Below are 13046 nucleotides of genomic sequence, written 5' to 3' on the forward strand. Positions count from 1 at the left end.
GCGTCTTTTTCGTTAACTTGCGGTTCATGATATCGATTTATTTAGTCGGGGCAGTCGTGTTAGCCTATCTATTCGGTTCTATTCCCACAGCCGTATGGTTAGGCCAGTCGTTTTACGGCGTAGATGTACGGGAATATGGAAGTGGCAATGCAGGAGCAACCAACACGTTCCGGGTATTAGGCACCAAGGCCGGTGCAGCCGTTATGTTTATCGATATCCTAAAGGGCTGGACGGCCACCAATCTCGCTTATTTTATCGGGCCATCCGTCACCGGTCCACAAGCGGCAGCCCAATTTGTCAACTATCAGCTGGCGTTGGGTGTCATAGCGGTACTGGGGCACCTTTTTCCTGTTTTTGCGGGCTTCAGGGGCGGCAAGGGAGTCGCTACATTATTTGGGATGATATTAGCAGTCCATTTTCAGGCGGCGCTGGTCTGTGTGTCCGTTTTCATCATTATGCTGCTTCTTACGCATTATGTATCATTAAGCTCTATCACGGCGGGATTTGCCTTTCCGTTTAGTATCGTCTTTTTGTTCCATACGTCGGTCAAGTCGGTTTTGCTATATGGGATGTGCATCTGCGTGTTGATTTTAATTACCCATCAGAAAAATATCGAACGGTTGCTGAAAGGCAAGGAATCAAAAGTTTATTTGTTCCGAAAACGCAGTACATAGTCTGTGCGGCAATTCGGCATGTATATTGCTGTTTGGCATAACAAGGATCGTCAATCGAACAGTGTTAAATTTGAACGTCATGAAACCATTTATTAAAGGCACTTTTTTATTACTGATTTTTGCAACAATCGTTTCCTGTGCAACCGTGCCGCTGACCGGGCGGAGGCAATTGAGTTTAGTCAATGAAGCAGAGATCCAGCAGCAGGCGGCGCTGGCCTATCGCGACTTTCTGGGCGATTCGAAAACCAAAATAATCAAAGGGACATCGCAGGCGCAACAGGTACAACGCGTAGGACAGAACATTGCCGCTGCGGTGACCCGCTTCCTGCAAGAAAACGGGTATGGTAATCAATACAATTTCGAATGGGAATTTAACCTCATTCAGGAAGATCAGATCAATGCTTGGTGTATGCCTGGCGGTAAGGTAGCTATCTATACCGGTATTCTGCCTGTTACGAAAAATGAGGCCGGCCTGGCTACGGTAATGGGGCATGAGATCGCACATGCTATTGCGAAACATTCTGCCGAGCGCATGTCGCAGACCATTATTGCACAGGCCGGGGGAGTAGCAGTGGATGTCGCCACCGCCGAGCGGTCCAATACCACCCGTGCAGTGCTTAATACCGCATACGGATTGGGTGGGCAGCTTGCACTGTTGAGTTATTCGCGAAATCAGGAGAGCGAAGCGGACCGGCTGGGGCTTGTTTTCATGGCGATGGCCGGCTACAACCCCAATGAGGCTGTCGGATTCTGGGAACGCATGGCACAGGCAAAGCAAACCCAGGGCGGAGGTGCTCCACCGGAGTTTTTAAGTACCCACCCCAGTGATGCGCGGCGTATCAACAACATCCAGCGCTTGATACCCGAAGCCATGGCGTATTACAAGAAGTAGCGGTTTTCGCGCGGTTTTTCGTATGTTTGTGCAATAAACAACACATGCGAAATGACGAAGCAAACGGATATAGGAGCCATCCGAGCAGAATACGAAATGGGACAGCTCGATGAGGGCGATGTCCTGCCCGATGCCGTTGCCCAATTTCAGAAGTGGTTTGACGAGGCACTCGATCGGCAGGTCATGGAACCCAATGCCATGGCCTTGTCCACGGTCTCCGCAACGGGTCGGCCATCTTCTCGGATCGTGCTACTCAAACAACTGGATGAATCAGGTTTTGGTTTCTTTACCAATTACGAAAGTCAGAAGGGCACCGAGCTGGCAGGCAATCCATACGCTGCCCTGCTGTTTTTTTGGCCGGAATTGCAGCGCCAGGTGCGTGTCAGCGGCCGGGTGGAGAAGATGATTGACGAGCTCTCGGATCGCTATTTTCAGTCCCGTCCCAAAGGCAGTAAGCTGGGTGCTCTCGCGTCGCCCCAAAGCCGGCAGATTACAGGGCGGAGTGTGCTGGACAACCGATTGGCTGAACTCGAAGAGCAGTATCAAAACGTAGCATATATCCCAAGGCCACCGCACTGGGGTGGGTACCGGTTAGTGCCGGACTTGGTGGAATTCTGGCAGGGAAGGGGCAGCCGGTTGCATGACCGGCTGGTTTACGAAAAGCAGGACGGGCAATGGACGATCAAGCGGTTGGCACCTTAAGCAGGGCGTTTAATATGGATGTTTTTTTACGCGTTAAATCCTTGCTTGCCGCGCAGTTCGGCGAAGCGGTTGTCGTAGGCGAGGAGGTGGCCGGATTGCAGCCGGCGCTAATTATATCGGGCGAGTGGCTGCCGCAGGTGTGTTTGTTTTTGCGGGATCATGAAGCAACTTATTTCGATTTTCTATCGTGCATCAGTGCTGTCGATAATGGGCCAGCTGCCGAAACATTTACCGTGGTGTACCACCTGGCCTCCATTCCGCACCAACATCAGCTTACGCTCAAAGTCATGATACAAAACGATCGGCGGTTGGATAATTTGCCTGTCGTGCCCAGTGTAAGTTCGGTATGGCGTACTGCCGACTGGCATGAACGGGAAGCGTTTGATCTCATGGGCATCTATTTTGAAGGCCATCCCGATCTAAGGCGGATATTATTGCCCGACGATTGGCACGGGTATCCTTTGCGTAAGGATTATGAAGAAGCTGAAACTTATCACGGTATCCCCATTAAGTAAGGCAAGATGTCAGAGCTACAATCAGTATGAGCGAAACACCTTATCAAGAAGCCCAGCGCGCTTATGAAGCCCGGATAGCGGCCATTGGCGCCGAAGAGATGGTCATCAATATGGGGCCGCAACACCCGTCGACACACGGCGTATTGCGTCTGCAACTGATTACAGACGGTGAGCTTGTGAAAGAAGTCATCCCGCATGTTGGTTATTTGCACCGTTGTTTTGAGAAGCACGCCGAATCCATGAATTACGGAAAGACCATCCCGTTCACGGACCGGATGGATTATTTGGCCTCCATGAATAACAGCCATGCGTTTGTAATGGGGGTAGAGCGCATGCTGGGCATCGAAAAGCAATTGCCCAAGCGGGTTGAATACATCCGCGTTTTGGTATGTGAGCTCAACCGTATTGCTTCCCACCTGATTGCAATCGGTACCTATGGTATCGATATCGGCGCATTTACGCCGTTTATGTGGTGTTTTCGTGACAGGGAGCATATCATGAATATGTTGGAGTGGGCTTCCGGCTCAAGAATGTTGTACAACTACATTTGGGTAGGCGGATTGTTTTACGACTTGCCAGTGGGGTTTGAAGCCCGTTGCGCTGAATTTGTGCAGTATTTTAAGCCCAAGTTGGCCGAGCTGGACGAGCTGTTGACCAATAACCGGATTTTCGTGTCACGTACTGCCAATATTGGCGTGTTGCCTGCTGACGTGGCTATCAACTACGGCTGTTCGGGTCCAATGCTGCGGGCCTCCGGTGTAAAATGGGACCTACGAAGGGTAGACGATTATTCCGTTTATCCAGAGCTTGAGTTCGATATTCCAATAGGGGAGGGAGAAATGGGTCACGTAGGAGACTGTTGGGATCGCTTCAAAGTACGCGTGGAGGAAATCAAGGAGTCGGTGCGGATTATCGAACAATGTCTGGATCGCCTGACCAAGGCATTAAAACGAACGGCAGATTTCGATCCGAGGGCCTTGGTACCCAAGAAGGTCAACTTGAAGGCGCAGGATTACTACGTGCGTGCTGAAAACCCAAAGGGCGAGCTGGGATTTTATTTTGTTACACAGGAAAAGACAGACATCCCCAAGCGGGTGAAGGCCCGTGGCCCAAGTTTTCACAACCTGTCGGTGCTACCGGAGCTGGCGAAGGGTGTACTTATCGCTGATTTAATAGCCATATTGGGTTCAATTGATATTGTTTTGGGAGAAGTTGATCGATAATTCCGCATTTATGGCGATATTCAGCGTTGTCCGGGTTAATGGACCGCGTTTTTGGCAGATATAAAAAAATAATTTAAAATAATTTTGAAAGTGTGAAATAAACACTATCTTTGCACTATCATAATTTAGGTTTATAATTGGTTAGTAAAGGTTTCCATTCTCCCCGTTTGGAAACCTTTCGTTTTTTACTGAGGTGTTTATTTTCGGTGCTTGCCTGCCGGTTCAGCGGGGGGCATAAAAAAACCACTTGGAGTAACCCAAGTGGTTTTTAGCAGGAGTAGTCTTTACTGCTTAGAAGTAAAACTGTACACCAAGCCGTGGAGCCAAAGAGTTAGCATTCAACCCAAAAGAGTTGGTGGTTACGTTGCTTCCTTCTTCCGGCTTAATGCTGGAGTTCTGATAGTACAAACCTCTTACTGAAAGTTCAATGCCGATTTTGCTCGTTGGGAAATATGCGAATCCCGGAGCCAGCTCAACACCGTAGCTTTCAATGTTGCCCAGTTTGGTGTCGTCAGCCTTTGCTGTACCCCAGGCCATGGGTACTGAAAGTTGGCCAAAGAACTTGAAATTGCTGTCGCCTTTGTATAACCGGGCAAACGGCGCCACGCTGAACGCGTGTACGGTATTGCTGCTTGAGAAAACGTCTGCGCCTGCAGTGTTTTTCTCGTACGCATAGCCAATGCCGGTACCCACGGCAAAATTGTCACTGACAAAGTAGCCCACGGAAGGGATGATGCCCAGTGAATGGCTGTCGATGTCAGCGTCCTTGACGCTTGTATAGTCATACGACACGTTTCCGCCCAAAATGAATTTTCCTTTTTCAGTTTGTGCATTAGCTACGAAAGTTACTGCAATTGCAGCGGATAAGGTTAAAAATAGTTTTTTCATGATGTTAAAAAATTTAGTTAAAATTTTGCCATTTTGCTGTTAAACAATTTGACTTTTTAAGTCAATATGCAATTGCAGTGCCAAAATTCATGAGTTGGATATGAAATATGTCATCCTTAGGTCTCTTTTTTTGGCAAAGTGATTTAGATAAAATTATTGTCTATTGTATGTCAAAAAGCGTTTTTTTACCAGAGTCAGATTTTGGTATTGAATTGATGGCCGGCCTTTTTTTGGGATGTGTAGTGTGCTGACTTTTTGATATTTATAGTCAGTGCTAAATAACAAGGGCCAAAACGGAATTCCGTTTTGGCCCTTTCCTTTATAAGAAATTTAGTGAAATGTGCCTTTATTCGAAGTACTCCTTTATGCGTTCGAAAAAGGTTTTTTCGTTCTTTCCCGGCTGGGGCCTGAAATTTGGCGAATTGCGCAAGCGTTCGAGGAGCTCCTTTTCTTCAGCGGATACGATTTTCGGGGTCCACACGTTGACGTAAACCAACTGGTCGCCCTTATGGTAGGAATTAACTTCAGGTACACCCTTCCCTTTAAGCCTTAATATCTTACCTCCCTGGGTGCCGGCTTCAATTTTAATTTTTGCCTTGCCGTCAATAGTGGGGATTTCGGCGCTCGTACCCAGTGTTGCGTCGACGAAGTTAATGTACAAATCGTAAATTACGTTGGTGCCGTCGCGTTTAAGGGTTTCGTGCGGTATCTCTTCAATGAGGATGATCAGGTCGCCTGGCACACCGCCACGTGGGGCGGCATTGCCTTTGCCGCTCATGGACAACTGCATGCCTTCGCTTACGCCAGCCGGTATATTGATGCTGATAGTTTCCTCGCCGCGTGTCAATCCGTCACCATGGCAGACGGGGCACTTTGCCGAAATTTCTACGCCTTCCCCATTACAGGTAGGGCAGGTGCTGGTGGTTTGCATCTGGCCAAGAATGGTATTGGTGACCCGGCGCACCGTGCCAGTACCGCCGCAGGTACGGCATGTATGAAAGGATGCTTTGTCCTTTGCGCCGCTTCCGTCGCACGTGGTGCAGATGACCTGTTTGTTTACTTTTATTTTCTTTTCGGCTCCTTTGGCGATCTCCTGTAGGTTGAGTTTTACTTTTATCCGTAGGTTGGTGCCCTTGGCTACCCGGCGGCCACCACGCTGGCCACCGCCGAAGAAACTCTCAAATGGGCTGCCGCCACCACCGAAGATATCCCCGAACTGGCTGAAGATATCCTCCATATTCATATTGCCGCCACTGAAGCCGCCGGAAGCACCGCCTGAGTGTCCAAAACGGTCATACCGTTGCCGCTTTTCGGGATTGCTGAGTACTTCGTATGCCTCCGCCGCTTCCTTGAATTTTTCTTCAGCTTCCTTATTGTCCGGATTTTTATCCGGGTGATACTTGATGGCCAGTTTTCGGTAAGCTGACTTTATTTCCGCTTGATCTGCGTTTCGCGAAACGCCCAATACATCATAATAATCTCGTTTTGCCATGCTTACTTACTATTAACTGCCAACAACAACTTTGGCATGCCGCAATATCTTGTCATGCAAAAAGTAACCTTTTTCGATCTCATCGATTACTTTGCCCTTCAGGTCTTCACTCGGCGCAGGCACGTTGGTAATCGCTTCCTGCAATTCGGCGTCGAAGGGTTTTCCAATTGATTCCATTTCTTTCACTCCTTGGTGGACCAAGACATTTTTTAGTTTATGCCCCACCAGCGATACGCCTTCTTTCAGGGGAGCAACTTCGGTAGCCGTCTCAAATGCTTTCAGCGCCCGCTCGAAATCGTCGATTACGGGTAGTAAACTGGCAATAATCTCTTTGCCGGCAGTCTGCATAAGTTCGATGCGTTCTTTGGCTACTCGCCGTTTGTAGTTGTCAAACTCGGCATATAAACGCAGGTACTTGTCGTTAGCGGCCGCTAATTCAGCAGTTAACCGCTCTTCGGCTGTCGGTTCTTCCTTCATCGGTTCTTCGGTCGTCGTACCTGCTTCGTTTGCGCTTTGCACATCGGTTGGCTGCATTTCTTCCGCAGCAGATTCTTTTTCTACCATTATTTCGTTATCCTGATTCTTTTTTTTGTTTTTCGCCATAGTTAGTTGTCGTTACTGTTGTCAACTAGTTAATCCGGGTCTCAATTTTATTGCCAATAGCGAAATATCGGTCACCCTGTCAGTTCCGTGCGGCGACGGGCCCGCAAAATGGCGGGCTGAGGGAGGCACGATAGCCGCGGCGGCTATATCGCCACATTATCGAGCAAAGCGCCATTGGCCGTCTTAATGATACGCGATGGCATATTGCGGATGATCTGGTAATCGTGCGTTGCCATAAGGATAGCTGTTCCGCCTCGGCTGATTTCCTTCAGCAACAAAACAATCTCTTCGGAGGTTTCGGGGTCGAGGTTGCCGGTGGGCTCATCTGCCAGGATAATTTCCGGATTATTCAGCAGTGCACGCGCGATGACCACCCGTTGTTGTTCACCGCCGGACAGTTCATGAGGCATCTTTTTCAATTTGGAACGAAGCCCCACTTTTTCCAGCACATCCAGCATTCGAGCATTGATAAGGGCTTTATCTTTCCAGCCTGTGGCCCTAAGTGCAAACTCCAGGTTTTTTTCCACGGTGCGATCGGTAAGCAGGTGGAAATCCTGAAAGACGATTCCCAGCTTCCTGCGTAGAAAAGGTACTTCGCGTGCGCTAAGTTTCTTCAGATCGAAGCCCGCCACCATTCCCTCTCCGCTGGCGATATGCAAGTCGCCGTAAATGATTTTCAGCAGGCTGCTTTTTCCGCTCCCCGTCTGGCCGATAAGGAAAACAAATTCGCCTTTATTGATTTTCAGATTTACGTTGGCAAGCACCAAGTGTTTGGGTTGGTAGATATCAACGCCTTTGAGTGTAATTACCGTATCGCCTATCATAAGCTTACAATTCTAGTTTCTTGATTTGTCCAAAAGGCATCTTTTGCACAATTTCCATGATATACTCCGCTTTATCGGCCAGCCCAAGTTTTTCCAATGATTTATCCGGGCGGTCTACCCTGAAGTAGGCAAGCAATGTAAATGCATCATCACGCAACTGGACATAATCCGGTATTTTAGCTACGCCCTTGACCTTAATGACATACATGGTGTGGCAAAGTTAACATTAATTAGGTGAAAGATGAAGGCTTTATCGATGTTCAGCCAAAAAGTCCAACGTATTTACGCCATCCGCATAATCGTCGAGTGCCGGCCACTGGCTTTGGCCAAACCGGACAGTAGGTACAGCGGTTTCCAGCGGCTCAAGGCTGACCGCGCATTGCAATTGGGCCGCTGATTCGGCAAGCTTGGCAACGAGCGCATCCCGGTTGTCATATTCCTCCATGTACACCGTGGCCAATGGCGAGGCTATCCGTTCATCAGGTTTTACCAAGAGGAAGCCGTTGTCATAGTGCACATCGCCATTGATGAGATAAATTGATTTGTTATAGTCGTAGTTGTTGGCGTATTTATGGTGGTTAATGATGTCAGAAAAAGGCGTTATACCTTCAAAAAATGCCGACAGCGCGTACCCTTTCGGTACAAAAAGCTTTGCGACGCTTCGACAGCCCAAACCAAAGTAATCAAAGATGTCATTGCCCAACAGCCGGAGCGCTTCAGACGTCTCTTTTCCGGTCAGGACGGCTACGCTGTTGCGGTTTTTCCGTATAATGTGGGGTTTTTTGCCGAAATAGTAGTCAAAATAACGCGCCGTATTATCGCTGCCTGTAGCGATGACCAAATCGAAATTTCCCAAGCGTTCGGCGACGGCAATCTTGCGGGCGAAGGCGGGTTCGATCTCCTGCAGTTTGGTTATCACGTGCGTAATCAGCAGTTGGTCGGCAGTGGCGGGTTTTATTTGGACGTTGAAGCCCGCACAGAGCGCGCACAAGATGTCATGGAAGCCTACCAAGGGGATGTTTCCGGCCAATACCAATCCAACCGTTTGGTCCGTTTCTCCGTCAAATGGGTATGGCTCAAGCCATGCACCAAGTTGCTCTTTGGATAAGTTTAATGCTATGTTTTTCAGTGCTTTATCGATGTTAGGCTGGGTAAACCAAGCGTTGTGATATCCGGCGGCTTCTACAACACGCCGTAATTCCGGACTGTCTGCGCGTAGGTAATCTCCCAATAAAGCAAATGCATCGATACGTTGTTTCTTTGTCAAAATGTTAATCTTTAACCCCGGTTTGCACAATATTTGTATTATCTTTGCAGAAAATCAGCATCGTTTAAAGACGACTGATTAGGTCGTGAACGTTTAGCCCGGTACATCGGCGCGTTCAAAACGGATACAAAAATAAGTTTTTTATTTTATCATAATTGTAAGCGTTAAATGGCAATCAAGATAACAGACGAATGCATCAATTGCGGGGCGTGCGAACCGGAATGCCCAAATAATGCGATATACGATGCAGGGGTGAGTTGGCGGTTTTCGGAAGGTACTGGACTCAATGGGATTATCGATTTCGGTGATGGCACCATGTTAGATGCAGATGAAGAGCAACCCGCGATATCGGATGAGGTCTATTATATCGTTTCGGACAAATGCACTGAATGTGTAGGTTTCCATGACGAGCCGCAGTGTGCAGCAGTATGTCCAGTTGATTGCTGTGTAGACGACGAGGACGTCCGGGAGACGGAAGAAGAGCTATTGGCCAAAAAGGCGTGGCTGCACGGCGAGTAATGGCGGAATTACGTCGGATACGACAAACAGAAAAAGCCTCCGCCAAGAAACGGGGGCTTTTTCGTTAGCACTTACCGGGTATTACCAATACCGGGCAGGGGGCTCGTCTAATTACGCTTTCAGATACGCTGCCGGATATAAAGTGGTCAAATCCTGTGCGCCCATGCGTACCCATAATAATGAGATCGGCTGCCCATTCACTGGCCACGGTCAGTATCTCTTGTTTCGGGGATCCGATTCGGCTAAATGTAAACACCTCCTTTACATCGTGGAATTGCTTGCTGATTTCCTCCAGTAGGATTCTCGAATTTTCCTCCTGTATTTCCGTGGTTTCGGGGATGACGATCGGCTGCTGTCCCATTAACGGATCAGCACCGTAGTTTGTCGGTGCCGCCGGCTCGATGACATGTACCAAGGCCACGGATGATTCCATCATTTCAGCAAGGCTGTGGCCATGCTGCAGCGCTTTCTTTGAACATTCGCTGTCATCCGTTGCGATGAGTATGCGGCTGTATTTTGCGGGTTTTGCGTCCATAACTACGAGGCTGATAGGGTTAAACTTTTGTAAAGATAACAACTATTGGTTTAATTTAGTTTTTTCGGCGCGCGAAATATGCAGCGATTGATTAACAAAGTTTGGCGCTACGACAGCTCTTGCATCAGTTTATCAAATTCGGCACGTAGTGCAGCCAACTCGGCTTCAACTTTGGATAGCCGCGCTGCAAGTTCGGCGGACGAGCCTGTGTCACCGGTTTCCAGCTCACTGTCGTCCGGAAGCTCGTCGCCGCCCAACAGGTGCATATAGCGGGCTTCTTTCTGTCCCGGCCGTTTAGGGAGTTGCCTCACATAAGGCGGCTCGGATCCGGCAAGGTTATCCAGCAGCGCTTGGACCTCGTCGAGCGATTCAAATTCGTGCATCCTGCCCGAATTGGTGTTAATCTCTCCCGGTGTCAGCGGGCCGCGCAGCAACAAGAGGCATATGATGGTCACCTCGGCGGGAATAATGGGGTAGACGACCGCAAAATTGTGTTTGTATTTGGTTACCCGGCTCGAGCCCCCGGTGACCGTCGATACCAATCCCTTTTTTCGCAACGAATCCAGCGTGGCAATCACCGTACTGTCGTCGTAATTGACCACCGGTTTCCGCGATGTTTTCTGATTGCATGCCGCAACCAGCGCATTCAGTGTAAGGGGATAGTATTCAGGCGTCACTTTCGATTTTTCCATCAGTGCCCCCAATACGCGTTGTTCTTCAGCAGACAGGACCGGAAGGGTGGGTGTTGTATCCATGGTGTGGTTTACTATCATTTTGTTAGCCATCAAAAATCATGTTTTTATCGCAAATAAACAACTTTGTATTCAATATGGTTGCTTCATTTGCTATCTTCGCCGTCTAATAGATGGCTGTTCCGTTGCTCAAGATCGCTTATCATCCCAGCTATGCCCACCCGTTGCCAGAGGGCCATCGGTTTCCCATGGCCAAGTACGAGTTGATTCCGGCGCAGTTGCTGCACAGTGGCACCGTCCAGCCCGATAATTTTTTTGAGCCGGGGTTGGCCGGCGTTGAAACCATCATGCAAGCACATGCAGCTGACTATTGCCGGCAGTTGCTTGACGTATCCCTCGCTCCGGCGATGGTGAGGCGCATCGGGTTTCCGTTGTCAGCGGCACTGGTTGCGCGCGAACTCCGGATCGTGCAGGGCACGATTGAGGGCTGCTTTTTTGCGATGGAATATGGCGTGGCGTTCAATGTAGCGGGGGGGACCCACCATGCAGGATACGACTGGGGCGAAGGTTTCTGTCTGCTCAACGATCAGGCTGTCGCTGCAGCCCATTTGGTCAATAGCGGTATATGCCGCCAAGTATTGATTATTGATTTGGATGTACACCAAGGCAATGGCACGGCACAGATTTTTGAGGGCGACAGCCGTGTGTTTACGTTTTCGATGCATGGCGAGCACAATTTCCCGTTCCGCAAAGAGCGGTCAGATCGGGATGTCGGCCTGCCGGACGGCACAGGAGATGAAGTCTATCTGGCCTTACTCGCCCAGCACTTGGAGGCGCTTTTCCGCGAAGTGCGTCCCGATTTTGTGTTTTACCAAGCGGGCGTAGACGTACTTGATACCGACAAACTGGGCAAGCTTGCGCTGACCAAAGCCGGATGCCTCAGCCGTGACGAGATGGTGTTCAGCCGCTGCAAATCCGCCAATATACCTGTACAGGTAAGCATGGGCGGCGGCTATTCTCCCCATATTCGCGATATTGTGGACGCCCATTGCCGTACGTTCGCCGCAGCTATCCAATGTTACGATTGAATGCATTCACCATAAATCAAGTACCATGTTTTACCATACCGATGCTGTTATCGAACAGTTGGCCATCCACCGGGTGGGCAATAAGCTACAAGATGAATTTTATGTGCTCAGTGACCACCCCATTGCCTTGGAAGACGAACTGCTGGGGCAACTGCTGATGCATTATTTCTTAAGCCCGTTTGCCAAGGTCAATGAAGTTTATCGGCTGTTTCACGCCAGTGGTACGCTCGCACTCAACGAGGTTTTCCATTTCTCGAAGGCTTTTTTCCAAGGGGAGCTGGGGTTCCACGAGTTGAGCCAGCAGCTATGTAAGCACCTGTTTGAAGCGTCCAATCATCCGAATATCAAAGGCGGTGAGCTATACGTTGTGCGCCTGCGCGGTGTCCAGCTTGAAGGGGAGCTCCATGAGGCTGTTGGCATTTTCAAATCCGAGCATAAAGAAACATACCTCAAGGTATCGCCTCGCCAAGGAGCGTTCGACGTCGATTATGAGCAGGAAGCCATCAACATCAATAAGCTGGATAAAGGCTGCTTGATCGTCAACACCGAACAGGAAGAGGGGTATAAGGTGCTGGTCGTCGATCAGACCAACCGCCAGCAGGAAGCCCTTTATTGGAAAGATGATTTCCTGGGCTTGCGTATACGCAACGATGCTTTTCACCAAACAGGCAATTTTCTGAAAGTATACAAAAAGTTCGTCGATGAAGGGCTGGACGAAGCGTTCGATCTGGAGCGTACAGACAAAATCGACTTACTCAACCGGTCGATGGATTACTTCAAAGACAAAGAAACATTCAAGCAGGAAGAGTTTGAAGAAGAGGTGCTGGGCAATCCGAAGGCCATCAGTCTATTCAACGATTACCGGCAACAGTTTGAGGAGGCATATGAATCGCCGTTCGGCGACCAGTTTGACATTTCCAACCAAGCGGTAAAAAAGGTTCAGGCCGCCTTCAAAAGTGTACTCAAGCTGGATAAGAACTTTCACATTTATGTGCACGGCAAGCGGGAATATATCGAGAAAGGCTACGACGAGGAGAAAGGAATGAATTTCTACAAGCTGTATTTTAAAGAAGAGCACTGATTTTTCCAGTTTTTTTCCAGATTCGACGGCTACTTTGGTCGCCATCAATCC

The 13046-nt window shown here is 49.1% G+C and carries 16 protein-coding genes; 8 read left to right on the forward strand and 8 right to left on the reverse strand.

Annotated elements, in window-relative coordinates:
* The first annotated feature begins 26 nt into the window (after positions 1-26).
* From plsY to B5X72_RS04930, 5 genes are all read left to right on the forward strand, one after another.
* Positions 27-674 carry a glycerol-3-phosphate 1-O-acyltransferase PlsY gene (plsY, locus tag B5X72_RS04910; protein WP_079715713.1) on the forward strand — a complete coding sequence of 216 codons (648 nt, stop codon included), beginning with the start codon at positions 27-29 and terminating at the stop codon, positions 672-674.
* Positions 675-753: 79 nt separating this feature from the next.
* A complete protein-coding gene (locus tag B5X72_RS04915; RefSeq protein ID WP_079715714.1) occupies positions 754-1566 on the forward strand; it encodes a M48 family metallopeptidase in 813 nt (270 codons plus the stop codon).
* A gap of 51 nt (positions 1567-1617) precedes the next feature.
* The gene (gene pdxH, locus B5X72_RS04920; protein ID WP_079715715.1) at positions 1618-2268 is read left to right on the forward strand and encodes a pyridoxamine 5'-phosphate oxidase; all 651 of its coding nucleotides are present in this window, start codon (positions 1618-1620) and stop codon (positions 2266-2268) included.
* A complete protein-coding gene (locus B5X72_RS04925; RefSeq protein WP_233632750.1) occupies positions 2241-2783 on the forward strand; it encodes an NADH-quinone oxidoreductase subunit C in 543 nt (180 codons plus the stop codon). Before pdxH ends, B5X72_RS04925 begins: the two co-directional genes overlap by 28 nt.
* 26 nt (positions 2784-2809) lie before the next feature.
* The gene (locus B5X72_RS04930) at positions 2810-4006 is read left to right on the forward strand and encodes an NADH-quinone oxidoreductase subunit D (protein ID WP_079715716.1); all 1197 of its coding nucleotides are present in this window, start codon (positions 2810-2812) and stop codon (positions 4004-4006) included.
* 291 nt (positions 4007-4297) lie between these two features.
* Here the strand turns inward: B5X72_RS04930 and B5X72_RS04935 are convergent, their stop codons facing one another.
* From B5X72_RS04935 to B5X72_RS04960, 6 genes are all read right to left on the reverse strand, one after another.
* Positions 4298-4894: an outer membrane beta-barrel protein gene (locus B5X72_RS04935; RefSeq protein WP_079715717.1), complete on the reverse strand. Its 597-nt coding sequence runs from the start codon at positions 4892-4894 to the stop codon at positions 4298-4300.
* A 346-nt stretch (positions 4895-5240) separates the two neighbouring features.
* Positions 5241-6386, reverse strand: a complete 1146-nt coding sequence (gene dnaJ / locus B5X72_RS04940; RefSeq protein WP_079715718.1) for a molecular chaperone DnaJ — start codon at positions 6384-6386, stop codon at positions 5241-5243.
* A 12-nt stretch (positions 6387-6398) separates the two neighbouring features.
* A complete protein-coding gene (locus B5X72_RS04945; protein WP_079715719.1) occupies positions 6399-6989 on the reverse strand; it encodes a nucleotide exchange factor GrpE in 591 nt (196 codons plus the stop codon).
* Positions 6990-7132: 143 nt separating this feature from the next.
* Positions 7133-7813, reverse strand: a complete 681-nt coding sequence (locus B5X72_RS04950; RefSeq protein WP_079715720.1) for a cell division ATP-binding protein FtsE — start codon at positions 7811-7813, stop codon at positions 7133-7135.
* A 4-nt stretch (positions 7814-7817) separates the two neighbouring features.
* A complete protein-coding gene (locus tag B5X72_RS04955) occupies positions 7818-8021 on the reverse strand; it encodes a fructose-6-phosphate aldolase (RefSeq protein ID WP_079715721.1) in 204 nt (67 codons plus the stop codon).
* A gap of 42 nt (positions 8022-8063) precedes the next feature.
* A complete protein-coding gene (locus B5X72_RS04960) occupies positions 8064-9080 on the reverse strand; it encodes an aldehyde dehydrogenase family protein (protein ID WP_079716019.1) in 1017 nt (338 codons plus the stop codon).
* Positions 9081-9248: 168 nt separating this feature from the next.
* Here B5X72_RS04960 and B5X72_RS04965 point away from each other — a divergent pair, with 168 nt between their 5' ends.
* Positions 9249-9599 (forward strand): 4Fe-4S dicluster domain-containing protein, encoded by a 351-nt coding sequence (locus B5X72_RS04965; RefSeq protein WP_079715722.1) that lies wholly within the window; start codon positions 9249-9251, stop codon positions 9597-9599.
* Between the two features lie 64 nt (positions 9600-9663).
* Here B5X72_RS04965 and B5X72_RS04970 read toward each other — a convergent pair whose 3' ends face one another.
* Together B5X72_RS04970 and B5X72_RS04975 are read right to left on the reverse strand one after the other, a co-directional pair.
* On the reverse strand, positions 9664-10134 hold the full coding sequence (locus B5X72_RS04970; protein WP_079715723.1) for a universal stress protein: 471 nt from the start codon (positions 10132-10134) through the stop codon (positions 9664-9666).
* A gap of 107 nt (positions 10135-10241) precedes the next feature.
* Positions 10242-10889 (reverse strand): YceH family protein, encoded by a 648-nt coding sequence (locus B5X72_RS04975; protein ID WP_079716020.1) that lies wholly within the window; start codon positions 10887-10889, stop codon positions 10242-10244.
* 110 nt (positions 10890-10999) lie between these two features.
* Between B5X72_RS04975 and B5X72_RS04980 the strand changes: the two genes are divergently transcribed.
* On the forward strand, positions 11000-11914 hold the full coding sequence (locus tag B5X72_RS04980; protein ID WP_079715724.1) for a histone deacetylase family protein: 915 nt from the start codon (positions 11000-11002) through the stop codon (positions 11912-11914).
* 25 nt (positions 11915-11939) lie between these two features.
* Positions 11940-12995 (forward strand): nucleoid-associated protein, encoded by a 1056-nt coding sequence (locus B5X72_RS04985; RefSeq protein WP_079715725.1) that lies wholly within the window; start codon positions 11940-11942, stop codon positions 12993-12995.
* Positions 12996-13046: the final 51 nt, after the last annotated feature.

This window comes from Parapedobacter luteus, assembly GCF_900168055.1.
Lineage (GTDB): Bacteria > Bacteroidota > Bacteroidia > Sphingobacteriales > Sphingobacteriaceae > Parapedobacter > Parapedobacter luteus.

Excerpts from the sequence above, each read along its gene's own strand:
- plsY (WP_079715713.1), top strand. The coding sequence starts at position 27 with ATGATATCGATTTATTTAGTCGGGGCAGTCGTGTTAGCCTATCTATTC.
- B5X72_RS04915 (WP_079715714.1), top strand. The coding sequence starts at position 754 with ATGAAACCATTTATTAAAGGCACTTTTTTATTACTGATTTTTGCAACA.
- pdxH (WP_079715715.1), top strand. The coding sequence starts at position 1,618 with ATGACGAAGCAAACGGATATAGGAGCCATCCGAGCAGAATACGAAATG.
- B5X72_RS04925 (WP_233632750.1), top strand. The coding sequence starts at position 2,241 with ATGGACGATCAAGCGGTTGGCACCTTAAGCAGGGCGTTTAATATGGAT.
- B5X72_RS04930 (WP_079715716.1), top strand. The coding sequence starts at position 2,810 with ATGAGCGAAACACCTTATCAAGAAGCCCAGCGCGCTTATGAAGCCCGG.
- B5X72_RS04935 (WP_079715717.1), bottom strand. The coding sequence starts at position 4,894 with ATGAAAAAACTATTTTTAACCTTATCCGCTGCAATTGCAGTAACTTTC.
- dnaJ (WP_079715718.1), bottom strand. The coding sequence starts at position 6,386 with ATGGCAAAACGAGATTATTATGATGTATTGGGCGTTTCGCGAAACGCA.
- B5X72_RS04945 (WP_079715719.1), bottom strand. The coding sequence starts at position 6,989 with ATGGCGAAAAACAAAAAAAAGAATCAGGATAACGAAATAATGGTAGAA.
- B5X72_RS04950 (WP_079715720.1), bottom strand. The coding sequence starts at position 7,813 with ATGATAGGCGATACGGTAATTACACTCAAAGGCGTTGATATCTACCAA.
- B5X72_RS04955 (WP_079715721.1), bottom strand. The coding sequence starts at position 8,021 with ATGTATGTCATTAAGGTCAAGGGCGTAGCTAAAATACCGGATTATGTC.
- B5X72_RS04965 (WP_079715722.1), top strand. The coding sequence starts at position 9,249 with ATGGCAATCAAGATAACAGACGAATGCATCAATTGCGGGGCGTGCGAA.
- B5X72_RS04970 (WP_079715723.1), bottom strand. The coding sequence starts at position 10,134 with ATGGACGCAAAACCCGCAAAATACAGCCGCATACTCATCGCAACGGAT.
- B5X72_RS04975 (WP_079716020.1), bottom strand. The coding sequence starts at position 10,889 with ATGGATACAACACCCACCCTTCCGGTCCTGTCTGCTGAAGAACAACGC.
- B5X72_RS04980 (WP_079715724.1), top strand. The coding sequence starts at position 11,000 with ATGGCTGTTCCGTTGCTCAAGATCGCTTATCATCCCAGCTATGCCCAC.
- B5X72_RS04985 (WP_079715725.1), top strand. The coding sequence starts at position 11,940 with ATGTTTTACCATACCGATGCTGTTATCGAACAGTTGGCCATCCACCGG.